10 protein-coding genes and 1 tRNA gene are annotated in these 15,003 nt (G+C 74.2%); 9 read left to right on the top strand and 2 right to left on the bottom strand.

Translation table 11 applies throughout. The features are described 5' to 3' along the window. The first annotated feature begins 138 nt into the window (after positions 1–138). The 4 genes from ACIP94_RS06005 (at position 139) to ACIP94_RS05990 (ending at position 6,159) form a co-directional block, all read left to right on the top strand. Entirely contained in the window at positions 139–1,032 is an 894-nt protein-coding gene (locus ACIP94_RS06005; protein WP_402420100.1) for an FAD binding domain-containing protein, read from the top strand. Beyond that, the gene (locus tag ACIP94_RS06000; RefSeq protein ID WP_402420097.1) at positions 1,029–2,540 is read left to right on the top strand and encodes a 2Fe-2S iron-sulfur cluster-binding protein; all 1,512 of its coding nucleotides are present in this window, start codon (positions 1,029–1,031) and stop codon (positions 2,538–2,540) included. Before ACIP94_RS06005 ends, ACIP94_RS06000 begins: the two co-directional genes overlap by 4 nt. Then, entirely contained in the window at positions 2,537–4,846 is a 2,310-nt protein-coding gene (locus tag ACIP94_RS05995) for a xanthine dehydrogenase family protein molybdopterin-binding subunit (protein ID WP_402420094.1), read from the top strand. Before ACIP94_RS06000 ends, ACIP94_RS05995 begins: the two co-directional genes overlap by 4 nt. Positions 4,847–5,013: 167 nt before the next feature. Then, the gene (locus ACIP94_RS05990) at positions 5,014–6,159 is read left to right on the top strand and encodes an SUKH-4 family immunity protein (RefSeq protein ID WP_402420091.1); all 1,146 of its coding nucleotides are present in this window, start codon (positions 5,014–5,016) and stop codon (positions 6,157–6,159) included. A gap of 128 nt (positions 6,160–6,287) precedes the next feature. Here ACIP94_RS05990 and ACIP94_RS05985 read toward each other — a convergent pair. Beyond that, positions 6,288–6,359, bottom strand: a tRNA-Cys gene (locus ACIP94_RS05985). Between the two features lie 220 nt (positions 6,360–6,579). On the opposite strand from ACIP94_RS05985, the gene ACIP94_RS05980 reads away from it, so the two are divergent. The 3 genes from ACIP94_RS05980 (at position 6,580) to ACIP94_RS05970 (ending at position 11,109) form a co-directional block, all read left to right on the top strand. After that, a complete protein-coding gene (locus ACIP94_RS05980) occupies positions 6,580–8,019 on the top strand; it encodes an MFS transporter (protein ID WP_402420088.1) in 1,440 nt (479 codons plus the stop codon). Positions 8,020–8,170: 151 nt separating this feature from the next. Beyond that, the gene (locus tag ACIP94_RS05975; RefSeq protein ID WP_402420086.1) at positions 8,171–10,021 is read left to right on the top strand and encodes a DEAD/DEAH box helicase; all 1,851 of its coding nucleotides are present in this window, start codon (positions 8,171–8,173) and stop codon (positions 10,019–10,021) included. A gap of 446 nt (positions 10,022–10,467) precedes the next feature. After that, on the top strand, positions 10,468–11,109 hold the full coding sequence (locus tag ACIP94_RS05970) for an IclR family transcriptional regulator (protein ID WP_402420084.1): 642 nt from the start codon (positions 10,468–10,470) through the stop codon (positions 11,107–11,109). 12 nt (positions 11,110–11,121) lie between these two features. On the opposite strand, the gene ACIP94_RS05965 is transcribed toward ACIP94_RS05970, so the two are convergent. Then, positions 11,122–12,651 (bottom strand): PucR family transcriptional regulator, encoded by a 1,530-nt coding sequence (locus tag ACIP94_RS05965; protein ID WP_402420082.1) that lies wholly within the window; start codon positions 12,649–12,651, stop codon positions 11,122–11,124. 117 nt (positions 12,652–12,768) lie between these two features. Between ACIP94_RS05965 and ACIP94_RS05960 the strand changes: the two genes are divergently transcribed. After that, the gene (locus tag ACIP94_RS05960) at positions 12,769–13,638 is read left to right on the top strand and encodes a chorismate synthase (protein ID WP_402420079.1); all 870 of its coding nucleotides are present in this window, start codon (positions 12,769–12,771) and stop codon (positions 13,636–13,638) included. Continuing rightward, the gene (gene menC, locus ACIP94_RS05955; RefSeq protein WP_402420076.1) at positions 13,635–14,744 is read left to right on the top strand and encodes an o-succinylbenzoate synthase; all 1,110 of its coding nucleotides are present in this window, start codon (positions 13,635–13,637) and stop codon (positions 14,742–14,744) included. Before ACIP94_RS05960 ends, menC begins: the two co-directional genes overlap by 4 nt. The last annotated feature ends 259 nt before the right edge of the window (positions 14,745–15,003 follow it).

Below are 15,003 nucleotides of genomic sequence, written 5' to 3'. Positions count from 1 at the left end.
GGGGGCGAATGCCTCCTAGCGGACCCCCGCGTCGGGGGCGGGGAAAGATGTGCCAGAGTTGCCACGTCCGGCCTGTCAGCACGTACCGTACGGCAACACAGGTGGGACCAGGTGGGGCAGCGGGAAGGGGCAGCCGGTTTGACCACGCACGCACCGCAGGCGGCACAGGCCGTGACGCTGCCCGCCTCGCTGGACGAGGCCGTGGCGGCCCTTGCCGCCATGCCGGCCGCCGTCCCCGTGGCGGGTGGCACCGATCTGATGAGCGCGGTGAACTCCGGGCAGCTGCGGCCCGCCGCGCTGGTCGGTCTGGGCCGGATCAGCGAGATCCGCGGCTGGCAGTACCAGGACGGCCACGCGCTGCTCGGCGCCGGCCTCACCCACGCGCGCATGGGCCGCCCCGACTTCGCGGCCCTCATCCCCGCCCTCGCGGCGGCCTCGCGCGCCGCCGGACCACCGCACATCCGCAACGCGGGCACCCTGGGCGGCAACATCGCCTCCGCCTCCCCCACGGGGGACGCGCTCCCGGTGCTGGCCGCCCTGGAGGCCACGCTGATCATCGCGGGCCCGGGCGGAGTCCGCCGCGAGATCCCGGTCTCGCACCTGCTCGCCGGTGTGGAGCCGCTGCGCGCGGGTGAACTCATCGGCTACGTGCGCGTACCGCTGCTGCACGCCCCCCAGGTCTTCCTGAAGGCGACCGGGCGCACCGGCCCCGGGCGGGCCGTCGCGTCCGTGGCGCTCGTCCTCGACCCGGCACGGCGCGGTGTGCGCTGCGCCGTCGGCGCCATAGCGCCCGTGCCGCTGCGCCCCCTGGAGGCCGAGCACTGGGTCGCCCAGCTCATCGACTGGGACAACAACCGCGCGATCGTCCCGGAGGCGCTCGCCGCCTTCGGGGAGTACGTCGCCGCGGCCTGCATCCCCGACCCCGCCCCGGCGGAGGACGGCACCGTGCAGCAGCTTCCGCCCGCCGTACTGCATCTGCGGCGCACCGTCGCCGCGTTGGCCCGACGAGCACTGGGGAGGGCACTTTCGTGACCGACGACCGGCACCCGGAGGAGACCCCGCAGGGGGGCACCCAGGGTTCCTGGGAGCGACTGCCGCAGGGGGACTACGACGACGGGGCCACCGCCTTCGTCCACCTTCCCGAGGGAGGGATCGACGCCCTCCTCGCCGCTCACAGCCCGCTGGCCGCGCCGGGCCACGGTTATGTGCCGCCGACCTTCGACCCGGCCGCCGGCGAGGGCGCCGGCCCGGCGGCCGCGGGCGCCTGGGCCGCGCCCGCGCAGGGCGCCCACTGGCCCGACCCGAACCAGGCCCCCCAGGGGGGCGCGGGAGACCGGTTCCAGGAGGGCGCGGGAGACCGGTTCACGCACCATCCGGGAGCCACCGGGCAGTGGAACTTCGAGGAGGCCGCGGCCGCCCAGGAGCGGCCCGCGCCCGGACACGACGTCACCGGTGAGTGGTCGATCCCGGTGGCCGGCGGCGATCTGCCGGACGAGTCGGGCGAGTTCAGCACGTCGGCCCTCGTCGAGCAGTGGGGCGGCACCCCGCCCCCGACGCTGCCGGGCGGCGCGCCCGCGCCCTGGGCGACGGGGACGGCCGGGCCCGCCTGGCCCGGCGCGACGCAGCAGGGCTCCGGCGAGCCGGCCGCGCAGGCGCCCGGCGAGACCCCTGGAGAGCCGTCCGGCGGGCCGTACGAGGACACGGGGCCCGGCGGTGCCCCCGGGGCACCCGAGGCCGCCCAGGAGCCGTCAGCGCCCGCCGGCGAGCCCGCCGCCGCTCAGGCCCACGCCTCGGACGCCACGACGGCAGCCCCGGACGCCGTACCGGCAGAGGATCCCGCCGCGGCCGTGGCCGGACCGGCCCCCGACGCCGAGGCCGGGGAACAGGACCCCGAACCTCCGCCGCCCCCGCACGACGAGCACCCCCTCGCCTCGTACGTCCTGCGGGTGAACGGCTCCGACCGGCCCGTCACCGACGCGTGGATCGGGGAGTCGCTGCTGTACGTGCTGCGCGAGCGGCTCGGTCTCGCCGGCGCCAAGGACGGCTGCTCGCAGGGCGAGTGCGGCGCCTGCAACGTCCAGGTCGACGGACGGCTCGTCGCCTCCTGCCTGGTGCCCGCCGTCACCGCCGCGGGCAGCGAGGTCCGTACGGTCGAGGGCCTCGCCGCCGACGGACAGCCCTCGGACGTGCAGCGGGCGCTCGCCCGGTGCGGGGCCGTGCAGTGCGGCTTCTGCATCCCGGGCATGGCGATGACCGTGCACGACCTGCTGGAGGGCAACCCCGCGCCGACCGAACTGGAGGCCCGCCAGGCCCTGTGCGGCAATCTGTGCCGCTGCTCCGGCTACCGGGGCGTCCTGGAGGCTGTCAAGGAGGTCGTCGCGGAACGCCGGGCGCACGCCGAGGCCGATCCGGCACCGGACGCGGACGAGCCCCGCATCCCGCACCAGGCGGGTCCCGGAGCGGGCGGAGTCCACCCCTCCGCGTTCGACGGCGGGGGCCTGCACGACCACCCGTACGGCCAGGACGGAGGCCAGGCGTGAGCAACGAAGCCGCCACCGCGACCACCGCGGCGGCCGTACCCGCCGCCGAGCCGCTGCCGCACGGCCTGGGCGCCTCCCTGCCGTCGGCCGACGCCGGTGCCAAGACCGAGGGCACCTTCCCGTACGCCGCCGACCTCTGGGCCGAGGGCCTGCTGTGGGCCGCCGTGCTGCGCTCGCCGCACCCGCACGCGCGCATCCTGTCCATCGACGTGAGCCACGCGCGCGAGATGCCGGGTGTGCGGGCTGTCGTCACCCACGAGGACGTGCCCGGCAGCGCGTTCCACGGCCGGGGCACCGCCGACCGCCCCGTGTTCGCCTCCGAGGTCGTGCGCCACCACGGGGAGCCCATCGCGGCCGTGGCCGCCGACCACCCCGACACCGCGCGCATGGCCGCCGCGGCGGTCATCGTCGAGTACGAGGTGCTCGACCCGGTGACCGACCCGGAACAGGCCTTCGAGGCGGAGCCGCTGCACCCCGAGGGCAACCTCATCCGGCACATCCCGCTGCGCCACGGCGACCCGGAGGCGGTGGGCGAGATCGTCGTCGAGGGCCTGTACCGCATCGGCCGCCAGGACCCCGCCCCGATCGGCGCGGAGGCCGGTCTCGCCGTGCCCCGGCCCGACGGCGGGGTCGAGCTGTACATCGCCTCCACCGACCCGCACGCCGACCGGGACCGGGCCGCTGCGGTCTACGGCCTGGAGCCCGAGCGGGTCAAGGTCGTCGTCACCGGGGTGCCCGGCGCCACCGGCGACCGCGAGGACCAGAGCTTCCAGCTCCCGCTCGGCCTGCTTGCCCTGAGAACCGGCTGCCCGGTGAAGCTGACCGCGACGCGCGAAGAGTCGTTCCTGGGCCACGCCCACCGCCATCCCACCCTTCTGCGCTACCGCCACCACGCGGATGCCGACGGCAGGCTGGTGAAGGTCGAGGCGCAGATCCTGCTGGACGCGGGCGCCTACGCGGACACCTCCTCGGAGGCGCTGGCCGCCGCCGTGTCCTTCGCCTGCGGCCCCTACGTCGTCCCGAACGCCTTCATCGAGGGCTGGGCCGTGCGCACCAACAACCCGCCGTCGGGCCATGTGCGGGGCGAGGGCGCGATGCAGGTGTGCGCGGCCTACGAGGCCCAGATGGACAAGCTCGCCAAGAAGCTCGGCGCCGACCCGGCGGAGCTGCGGTTGCGCAATGTCATGGCGACGGGCGACGTCCTGCCGACGGGCCAGACCGTGACCTGCCCGGCGCCGGTGGCCGAACTGCTGGAGGCCGTACGGGACCACCCGCTGCCGCCGCTCCCCAAGGACACCCCCGAGGAGGACTGGCTGCTGCCGGGCGGCCCCGAGGGCGCGGGCGAACCCGGCGCGGTGCGCCGCGGTGTCGGCTACGGCCTCGGCATGGTGCACATGCTCGGAGCGGAGGGCGCCGACGAGGTGTCCACGGCGACGGTGAAGGTCCACGACGGCGTCGCGACGGTGCTGTGCTCGGCCGTCGAGACCGGTCAGGGCTTCACGACGCTGGCCCGGCAGATCGTCCAGGAGACCCTGGGCATCGACGAGGTCCATGTGGCCCCGGTCGACACGGACCAGCCGCCGGCCGGAGCGGGCTGCCGCGGCCGCCACACCTGGGTGTCGGGCGGAGCGGTGGAACGTGCCGCCAAGATGGTCCGCACCCAGGTGCTGCAACCCCTGGCGCACAAGTTCGGCATGTCCACCGAACTGCTCCAGATCACCGACGGCAAGATCACCTCGTACGACGGTGTGCTGTCGACCACGGTCACCGAGGCGATGGACGGCAAGGAGCTGTGGGCCACGGCGCAGTGCCGCCCGCACCCGACGGAGCCGCTGGACGAGACGGGCCAGGGTGACGCCTTCGTGGGGCTCGCGTTCTGCGCGATCCGCGCCGTGGTGGACGTGGACATCGAGATCGGCTCGGTACGGGTGGTGGAACTGGCGCTCGCCCAGGACGTGGGCCGGGTGCTGAACCCGGCGCAGCTCGCCGCGCGCGTGGAGGCCGGCGTCACCCAGGGCGTCGGCATCGCGCTCACCGAGAACCTGCGTACGGCCCGCGGCCTGATCCGCCACCCCGACCTGACGGGCTACTCCCTTCCCACGGCCCTGGACGCCCCCGACATCCGGATCGTCAAGCTGGTCGAGGAACGCGACGTGGTCGCGCCCTTCGGCGCCAAGGCCGTCAGCGCGGTGCCCGTGGTGACGTCCCCGGCCGCGATCGCCGCCGCGGTGCGCGCGGCGACCGGCCGCCCGGTCAACCGTCTGCCGATACGGCCGCAGGCGGCGGTGGTGACGACGCCTCAGTGAACCGCGGCGGTCGCCGCCGGGCCCGGCGGTGCGTCGCCTGACGTCCCCCTGCGTTCCGGGCGTTGTCAGTGGGGCGGCGTAGGGTTTTCGCCGTGGGGGGAAGCCGCCCGGCGGGAGCATGAGTCCTGCTCGCGGACGCCCTGGGGACGACGCACGCGGGGGAAGCAATGGGCACGACCGACGCCGGTGGCGTGATCACGCTGACCGAGGCGGACCTGGATCCGTATGTGACGCACACGGGGACGCGTCACCTGCCGACCGGAGCCGGACTGCCGTGCGACAGCGGCCGGTTCGGGTTCGGGGCACCGCGCGGGCGGCCCGTGCCGCGCCGGGTCGCCGACCTGGTCGACGACGCGGAGAAGCCGGCCGCGGAGCTGCGCGACCAGCTCGTCACAGGGGCGCTGCGCACCCTGGACCGCGATCTGGAGTGCCTGCTGCTGGACGGCGCCACGGGCCGGGTCTCCACGACGGGTGTCCTGCCGGCCCGCCTCGGCCTGACGGATCTCTCGTCGCTCACCCCCTCCCTGGAGGCGCTGTTGCGGTTCGCGGCGACGATGGGCGAACTCGCCGCGTTCCGGGGCCGGTTGGCACCGCGGGAACACGACGCGAAGGCGGTGGCGGACGCGGCCGGGCGGCTCGCGTCGGTGTTCGCCGAGGCCACCGGGGAGGAGCGCGCCCTCTACCGGCGGATGGCCGCGCTGATCCGCCCCCTGTCCCGGATCGCGCGCCCCGGCACGGGACTTCGGCTGGACCTTCCCCGGCGTCTCCTCGACGAGGAGTTCGGCTTCTCGTCGATCGTGCGCTTCGAGGACATCGACTTCCCCGGCGTGCTCACGCACGAGCCGACGCGCCGCTTCCTGAGCGAGACGGGCCTGCCGGAGCACGGCTACTGGTACGAGCTGGACACGGACGTTCCCCTGCCGGCCCTGGCCGAGTACTGCGCGGAGGAGGGCATCCCCGTGGATCAACTCCCCGAGGAGGCGGGCCGCCTGATACGCCTCGGCTCTCCGCTCGGGGGCACGAGCCTGGTCGTCGACGGCGCCACCGGCGCGGTGCTGTGCTGGAGCGAGCCCGAGGTGACCCTGCGCCCGCTGAACGCGGACGTCTCCACGCTGGCGTTCACGGTCTGGCTGGTGCACCGCGAGAAGGCGCTCGACGAGGAGCACGACCTGACCGACGCGTACGGGCAACGGGCCGCGGCGATGGCCGAGACGCTCGCCTGCGACCCGACCCCGCGCATCCCCGAGGACGACGGCCGGCGCTCATGGCCGGAGTCCTTCGAGGACCAGGCGGGCGGCGGCCCGTACGCGTAGCCGGCCCCGGAGGCGCTCACGGGAGCCTCCCGACCGGGGACGGATCGTAGTCACCCGGACGGACCAGAAGGGGGCGGCATCCCCCGGAGGAGGAAGCCGCCCCTTTGTCCGTCAGGCCAGGACACTCGAGACCGCGGCGGGAATCGAACCCGCGTAACTCGCTTTGCAGGCGAGTCCCTGAACCACTCGGGCACGCGGTCGGGGTCACGTGCGGAACGGGTTGTGTGCGTTCCGGAGCGATAGAGGGACCGTAGGGTTCGGGGGCCGGTGGGCTCAAGGGGGACGCGGGGGCCGCAACGGGACTGCCATACACCGTCATACGCCGTTCATGAACCGGGCCCGAGCCCTAGGACCAAGGTCCCAGGCGATCACCGGCTCCGGACAGGGGTCAATCCGCTCCAAGCCCCTTACTCTGACCGCATGGCAGCCCTGGAACCCCGCGACACCGATGTCGCACCTACCGTCCCGCCGGTCGACCGCGTCGGTGTGCTGAGCCGGCCGTACCGGGCGCTCAGTATCGGCATCGTCTCGGTCATCGTGCTCATCGCCTTCGAGGCGACGGCCGTCAGCACCGCGATGCCGGTCGCGGCACGGGAGCTGGACGGGCTGTCCCTGTACGCCTTCGCGTTCTCCGGGTACTTCACCACCAGCCTGTTCGGCATGGTGCTCGCGGGCCAGTGGTCGGACCGCAGCGGCCCCCTCGCCTCGCTGACCTGCGGTATCGCCGCGTTCGCCACCGGGTTGCTGCTGTCCGGCACGGCCGGGGCGATGTGGCTGTTCATCGTGGGCAGGGCGGTGCAGGGGCTCGGCGGCGGCCTGGTCATCGTCGCTCTGTACGTGGTGGTCGGCCGCGCCTATCCCGAGCGCCTGCGACCGGCGATCATGGCCGCGTTCGCGGCGGGCTGGGTGGTCCCCTCGGTGGTCGGCCCGCTGGCCGCGGGCACGGTGACCGAACAGCTCGGCTGGCGCTGGGTGTTCATCGGCATCCCGGTGCTGGTGGTCTTCCCGCTGGCCCTCGCGCTGCCGCAGATACGCCGCCGGGCCGGCGGCCCCGCCGAGGAGGCCGTCGTCGCCCCCTTCGACGCCCGCCGTATCCGGCTCGCACTCGGTATCTCGCTCGGCGCCGGGCTCCTCCAGTACGCCGCCCAGGACCTGCGCTGGGTCTCGCTCGTCCCCGGCGTCGTGGGTGCCGCGCTGCTCGTCCCGGCGGTCCTCCGGCTGCTCCCCCGCGGCACCTACCGGGCGGCACGCGGACTGCCGTCCGTGGTACTGCTGAGGGGACTGGCGGCGGGTGCCTTCGTCTCGGCGGAGAGCTTCGTGCCGCTCATGCTGGTCACCCAGCGGGGGCTGTCGCCGACGCTGGCCGGGCTCTCCCTCGCGGCGGGCGGCGGAAGCTGGGCACTCGGGTCGTACCTCCAGTCGAGACCGCGCCTCGAACCGTACCGGGACCGGCTGATGACCCTCGGCATGATCGTGGTCGCTGCCTCGATCGCGACGGCGCCGAGTGTGCTGGTGCACGCCGTGCCGGTGTGGATCGTCGCCGTCGCCTGGGGCTTCGGCTGCTTCGGCATGGGCCTTGTGATCTCCTCGACCAGCGTCCTGCTGCTGAAGCTGTCGCCCCCCGAGGAGGCGGGCGCCAACTCGGCCGCCCTCCAGATCTCCGACGGTCTGTCCAACGTCGTCCTGCTCGCGGCGGGCGGTGCCGCGTTCGCCGCGCTCGGCGGAGGCACGGTCGCCCCCACGGCCGCCGAGTCGGCCGTGGGCGGCTCCCACCCGGCCGCCTTCGCCGCCGTGTTCCTGCCGATGGCGGTGGTCGCCCTGGTGGGGGCGTGGGTGACGACCCGGCTGCACGAGCGGTGACCCTCGGGGGCCGTACTCCGTGATCTGTGACCCCTGTCGCACCCTGGCCCTGTGCGGTGCCGTCGGCCCATGGGGCGGGTGAGCGCACCGGTAGGGTGGCCCGGTTGTCATACGTAGCCGAGCCGCCCAGACCCCCACTGAACCGGAGACCGTGACTACCTCCCGCCCGACAGCCGCCACCACCCTCGACGGCGAGCCCTCCAGGTCCGCCACCGCTCCCGTCGGCAGTTCCTCCCACCACCTCTCTCCCGCCTTCCCCGGCCGCGCCCCCTGGGGCACGGCCAGCAAGCTGCGTGCCTGGCAGCAGGGGGCGATGGAGAAGTACGTCCGGGAGCAGCCGCGTGACTTCCTCGCCGTCGCCACGCCGGGCGCCGGCAAGACGACCTTCGCGCTGACGCTCGCGTCCTGGCTGCTGCACCACCATGTCGTGCAGCAGGTGACCGTGGTCGCGCCGACCGAGCACCTGAAGAAGCAGTGGGCGGAGGCGGCCGCGCGGATCGGGATCAAGCTCGACCCCGAGTACAGCGCGGGACCGCTCGGCCGGGAGTACCACGGAGTGGCCGTCACCTACGCGGGCGTCGGCGTACGGCCCATGCTGCACCGCAATCGCGTCGAGCAGCGCAAGACGCTCGTCATCCTCGACGAGATCCACCATGCCGGCGACTCCAAGTCCTGGGGCGAGGCGTGTCTGGAGGCGTTCGAGCCCGCGACCCGCCGGCTCGCCCTCACCGGTACACCGTTCCGGTCCGACACCAACCCCATCCCGTTCGTGACGTACGAGGAGGGCAACGACGGCATCCGGCGGTCCGCCGCCGACTACACCTACGGATACGGGTCCGCGCTCGCCGACGGGGTCGTGCGGCCGGTCATCTTCCTCTCCTACAGCGGCAATATGCGCTGGCGCACCAAGGCGGGCGACGAGATCGCCGCCCGGCTCGGCGAGCCCATGACCAAGGACGCGGTCAGCCAGGCCTGGCGCACCGCCCTCGATCCGCGCGGCGACTGGATGCCGAGCGTGCTGCGCGCCGCCGACCAGCGGCTCACCGAGGTCCGCAAGGCCATCCCGGACGCGGGGGCCCTCGTCATCGCCTCCGACCAGGAGTCGGCCCGCGCCTACGCGAAGCTCATCCGCGACATCACCGGGCACAAGGCGACCCTTGTGCTGTCCGATGACGCGGGCGCCTCCGACCGCATCGACGAGTTCAGCGGCAACGACGACCGCTGGATGGTCGCCGTCCGTATGGTGTCCGAGGGTGTCGACGTGCCGCGGCTCGCCGTCGGGGTGTACGCCACCACCATCTCCACCCCGCTCTTCTTCGCCCAGGCCGTCGGCCGTTTCGTACGGTCCCGGCGCCGCGGCGAGACCGCCTCCGTCTTCCTCCCCACGGTCCCCGACCTGCTCACCTTCGCCAATGAGATGGAGCGGGAACGCGACCACGTCCTGGACAAGCCGAAGAAGGACGGCGAGGAGGACCCGTACGCCGAGTCCGAGAAGGAGATGGAGGAGGCCAACCGGGAGCAGGACGAGGACACCGGCGAACAGGACATGCTGCCGTTCGAGGCGCTGGAGTCCGACGCGGTCTTCGACCGGGTCATGTACAACGGTGCCGAGTTCGGCATGCAGGCCCACCCGGGCAGCGAGGAGGAGCAGGACTACCTCGGGATCCCGGGCCTCCTGGAACCGGAGCAGGTGCAGCTGCTGCTGCAGAAGCGGCAGGCACGGCAGATCGCGCACAGCCGCAAGAAGCCGGACGCGGACGCCGATCTGCTCGAACTGCCCGCCGAGCGGCGCCCGGTGGTCACCCACAAGGAGCTGCTGGAACTGCGCAAGCAGCTCAACACGATGGTCGGCGCGTACGCCCACCAGAGCGGCAAACCGCACGGCGTGATCCACACCGAGCTGCGCCGGGTGTGCGGCGGCCCGCCGAGCGCCGAGTGCACCGCGGGCCAGTTGCGGCAGCGGATCGCCAAGGTTCAGGAGTGGGCCACGCGGATGCGGTAGCCGGCGCGGCGCCGGGTGCGGGGGCCGGCCGCTGGTTGCCGGCGCTCGTCCCGCCCTTCGCGTACGTCCCGCCGTGGGCCGATGACGTCCGTGGCCGTGCACGTCCCGCCATAGGACGTGCACGTCCGCAGGCCGCGCACGTCCTGACGGAAGCCGATCACATCCCGCCGCGAGCCGCGCATATATCGCCGTAAAAGGAACCGATGCGTACCGGCCATCGACCGGATTCTGGACGGAGCCTTCCGCTCAGCGAACCGTATCGCTACTGTCCCGCTACGCACACGCCCCGTGGCAGCGCCGCCGCGGAGCGCAGCCGTGAAGCGACTGAGCTCGGGAGCCGCCCGGGCCGCCGGCCGATCGGCGGCCTCTGAAGCGCGTCGCCGACGGGACTCGGTGACGCATCCGCCGCGAGGGGCCGCCGTCCTCACCACTAAGGAGTGGGCGTCGTGACCGCGGAGACCTCCCAGACGCTTGACCGGGGCCTCAGAGTCCTCAAGCTGCTCGCCGACACGGACCACGGACTGACGGTCACCGAGCTGGCCACCCGACTGGGCGTCAACCGGACCGTGGTGTACCGGTTGCTGGCCACGCTGGAGCAGCACTCCCTGGTCCGCCGCGATCTGGGGGGCCGCGCCCGGGTGGGGCTCGGGGTGCTGCGCCTCGGCCGCCAGGTGCACCCCCTGGTGCGGGAGGCCGCGCTGCCCGCACTGCGGGCGCTCGCCGAGGACATCGGCGCGACCGCGCACCTCACCCTGGTCGACGGCGCGGAGGCGCTGGCCGTCGCGGTGGTCGAGCCGTCGTGGACCGACTACCACGTGGCGTACCGGCCCGGTTTCCGTCATCCGCTCGACCGGGGAGCCGCCGGCCGCGCCATACTCGCCGCCCGCCGGCAGCCGGTCCCCGAGCCCGGCTACACGCTGACGCACGGGGAGCTGGAGACGGGTGCGAGTGGGGCGGCGGCGCCGTTGCTCGGGGTGAACGGGGTCGAGGGCAGCGTGGGAGTCGTCATGCTGTCGGACTCGGTGCCGGAGCGGGTGGGGCCGCGCGTGGTGGACGCGGCGCGGGAGGTGGCGGAGGCGCTGCGCTGACGGGCCCCCGGATCAGCCCCCCAGCACTCTCAACTGGAGCCACAGCACCAGCCGTTCGTCCGGATCGTGCACATCGACACCGAGCTGCCGCCCAACCTGCCGGAGGCGGTAGCGGCAGGTGTTGGGGTGCACCCCCAGCCGCTCGGCAGCGCCCGCCATATCGCACCCGGCCTCGAACCACGCCAGCAGGGTCTGCGCATGGGCGGTGCCGTGCGTCGCGTCGTGGTCCAGGACCGCTCGCCACGCTCCCGCGCTCAACTCCCTGCTGTCCCGCATCACTTCGGCCAGCCGCAGCAGGGTGATCCGGGGTCGCACCTCGGTCACGCACGCCACGGGCAGCTCCGGTCCGAGCACACGCAGCACGAGGTCCGCGTCCGCGCGGGAGGTCGGCGCGCCGACGAGCGAGGTCACCACCTCGCCGAGCCCGGCCCGTATCGGCACCCGCAGCGCCTGTCCGGCCCGCCGCACGATGTCCTCGGCCAGATGCCGGTGCCGCTGTCCGCGTTCGCCGGACGCGGGCAACAGCGCGTACACCACTCCGTCGACGAGCACACACGCGTGCCGCCCGTAGCGGGCCTCACAGTGCAGGCGTACGAGGTCCAGCAGCCGGAGCGCGGTCTGTTCGCCGTCCGGCGCGGAGGCCGCGGAGTCCGGTACGAACGCGGCCACCCGTACCGCGTCGAGACCGAGCCGGTGCCCGGCCGCGGCCGGGTCGGTGGTGCCGTCGAGGAGCCGGCGCAGCAGATCGCCGTCCTGGTGCCGGGCCAGATCCCGCGCGGCGCGCGCCCGCAGCAGAAGCAGCGCCGCCGTGGACGCGCCCCGCGCCAGCGCCTCCTCGGCGTCGGGCGCGAGCCGGCCGTCGTCCACCACCCAGAGCGAGCCGAGGGTCTCGCCCCCGGCGCGGACGGCGACGGCGAGCCGGGGCAGCGCGCCCGCGAGCGCCGGCAGCCGAACCGGGCCCGGCGTGGCGAAGACCGTCCGGTACTGCTCGGTGTTCTCCGGGCTCCCCGGTACCCGGAGCCCGAGGATGCCCTGGCGGCGGTCCTCGTCCGTGGCCTGTCCCGGCACTGTGGAGTAGGCGAGGATCCGCTGCCCCGGATCCTCGATCGTCGTGGCTCCGCCGACCGCCGCGGCCACCGCGTCGGCCAGCGCGAACAACTCCCCGCGGGTGTCGCCGCCGGCCGCCGGGCGGGCCCCGATCGCCGACGCGAGCAGTAGGTGCACCTGGTGCCAGGCCGTGTCCTGATCGACGGAGAGCAGGGCGATCCCCGCCGCCTCGGCCTCGGCGACCGGCCCGTCCGCGCCGCGTACGACGACACCGGTCATCCCCGCCGCCGCGGCGGCCCGGGCCAGCGGCCCCGCGTCCGCGCCCGGGACGCCCACCGCGAGCAGCAGGGCGCCGGGCGCCTGGGGGAGCGGGGCATGGGCGTCGTAGAGCAGCGCCTCGGTGACCGGCGCCGACAGCCCGGCGGGGGCGGTGCGCAGCCGCACGGAGGGTTCGCCCACCACATCCAGGAGGTCGCCGAGGGTAGCGACGCCCAAGGCGCCACCTCCTTCGTCCGTCGGCCGTCCCGTGTTGGCCGATCCCCTCACGAACGTACGCACTCTTTGGCGTCCCGTACAACGCGAGGGCGCGTCACGGGCTCCGAGACTCGATCCATGACAGCAGAGACGGACCTGACGGACCTGACCACGGCCCGGGAACAGGCGGCCCGGCTCGCGGAGGAGTCCGCCCGTGCGGCGGGTGTCCACCTCCGTACCGTTGAGGGCGTGGCCCCGCTCGCCGCCGTGGCCGACTACTTCAGCGACGTCTGGCGCACGCCCCGCAGCTCTCCGCCGCTGCCGGCCGAGGTGCTGCACAGCGTGGTGCACGCGGGCGGGGCCGTGCACGCCGCGTACACCGTCGCCGGTGCCCGGCTCGCCGGGGCCTGCGCCGCGGTCTTCGGGCCGCCGGCCGGGGCGGACGCGTACTCCCTCCTGGCGGCGGCCGACGCGGGCCTCGGCCCTGTGGTGAAGCAGGCGCAGCGCGCCTGGCTGCTGGAGCGCGGCGCCCGCACCCTGCGCTGGACCTTCGACCCGCTGGTCGCCCGCAACGCCCGCTTCAACCTGGTGAAACTGGGCGCGACCGGCACGGAGTACCTGGTCGACTTCTACGGTCCGATGGCCGACGGGGTGAACGACGGCGACGAGAGCGACCGGCTCACGGTGACCTGGGACCTGGTGTCCCCCCGCCGGCCGCCCGCGCCTGCCGCCGTCCCCCCTGCTCTCGACTCCGCCCGTGCAGCGGGGAGTGACCTGGCCCCCGACGGAGGCCCGCTCGCCCGCCGCTCCCCCGACGACCGGACCCTGTGGTGCCGCGTCCCCCACGACGTGGTCGCCCTGCGCGTCACCGACCCCGCGCTCGCGCTGCGCTGGCGCCACGCCGTCCGCGAGGTGTTCACCAAAGCCTTCGCCGAGGGGTTCACGGCCACGGGCATGTCCCGGGACGGCTGGTACACGCTCGCCCGAAAGGAGGGGTCCCCGGCATGAGACTGGAACGCGCCGAGATCGTCCATGTGGCGATCCCGCTCGTCACCCCGTTCCGCACCTCCTTCGGGACCATGACCACGAAGGACACCTTCCTGCTCCATGTCGTCACCGACGCCGCCGAGGGGTGGTCGGAGTTCGCGGCCGATCCCGAACCGCGGTACTGCTCCGAGTTCGTGGCCGGCGCGGAGATCGTCCTGCGGGAGTTCCTGCTGCCGCGCGCCGCCGGGCTGCGGCGCCTCACCACGGCCGCCCTCACCCCGGCCATGGCGGGGATCAAGGGGCACGAGCTGGCGAAGGCGGCCCTGGAGACGGCGGTCCTGGACGCGGAGCTGCGCGCGTACGGCATGCCGCTCGCGATCTATCTGGGCGCGGTACGGGACCGGGTGCCGGCCGGGGTGTCGGTCGGCATCAAGGACTCGGTACCCGCGCTGCTGGACGACGTCGAGCGGTATCTGGCCGAGGGATATGTGCGGATCAAGCTGAAGATCGAACCGGGCTGGGACGTGGAGCCCGTACGGGCCGTACGGGAGCGCTTCGGGGAGACGCTGCCCCTCCAGGTCGACGCGAACACGGCGTACACCCTTGCCGACGCCGAACACCTCCGGAGGCTGGACGAGTTCGGGCTGCTGCTGATCGAGGAGCCGCTGGAGGAGAACAACCTCCACGCCCACGCCCTGCTCCAGCGGCGGATCACCACACCCGTCTGCCTGGACGAGTCCCTGCACAGCGCCCGCGACACCGCCTCCGCGATCGCCCTGGACGCCTGCCGGGTCGTGAACGTGAAGCCCGCGCGGGTCGGCGGCTACCTGGAGGCCCGCCGTGTGCACGATGTGGCGCGGGCGCACGGGGTGCCGGTGTGGTGCGGCGGCATGCTGGAGACAGGCATCGGGCGCGCACCCAATGTGGCCCTGGCCGCCCTGCCCGGTTTCACCCTCCCCGGCGACACCTCGGCGTCGGCCCGCTATTTCGCCGAGGACATCACCGAACCGTTCGTGCTCCTGGACGGCCATCTGCCGGTGCCCACCGCACCCGGGATCGGCGTCGCACCCCTCCCGGAGGCCCTACGGCGCTTCACCACGGCCCGGAGGGACCTCTACCGCATCTGACGTGTGCTGGTCCGCGCGTGACCGGCGCCCGGTGCGCTTGCGGCGGGTGTTCGCTCGGGCGTGTGTGCCTGGTCCGCCCGCCGTCGGGCGTGTGTGTGTCTGGTCCGCCCGCCGTCGGGCGTGTGTGTGCCTGGTCCGCCCGCCGTCGGGCGTGTGTGTGTCTGGTCCGCCCGCCGTCGGGCGTGGTCTGTGCCTGGTCCGCCTGTCGTCGGGCGTGGTCCGCGCCCCGTCCGACCGGCACGGTGGCCGGAACCCGTCC

The sequence above is a fragment of the Streptomyces sp. NPDC093261 genome, from assembly GCF_044753645.1.
Classification (GTDB): Bacteria; Actinomycetota; Actinomycetes; order Streptomycetales; family Streptomycetaceae; genus Streptomyces.
Note: the sequence above shows the minus strand (reverse complement) of the source record. Positions and strands in the feature narration are given on the sequence as shown.

Bases quoted from the DNA above. Each gene is read 5' to 3' on its own strand.
- menC (WP_402420076.1), top strand. From the start codon at position 13,635: ATGAGACTGGAACGCGCCGAGATCGTCCATGTGGCGATCCCGCTCGTC.
- ACIP94_RS05990 (WP_402420091.1), top strand. From the start codon at position 5,014: ATGGGCACGACCGACGCCGGTGGCGTGATCACGCTGACCGAGGCGGAC.
- ACIP94_RS05980 (WP_402420088.1), top strand. From the start codon at position 6,580: ATGGCAGCCCTGGAACCCCGCGACACCGATGTCGCACCTACCGTCCCG.
- ACIP94_RS05960 (WP_402420079.1), top strand. From the start codon at position 12,769: ATGACAGCAGAGACGGACCTGACGGACCTGACCACGGCCCGGGAACAG.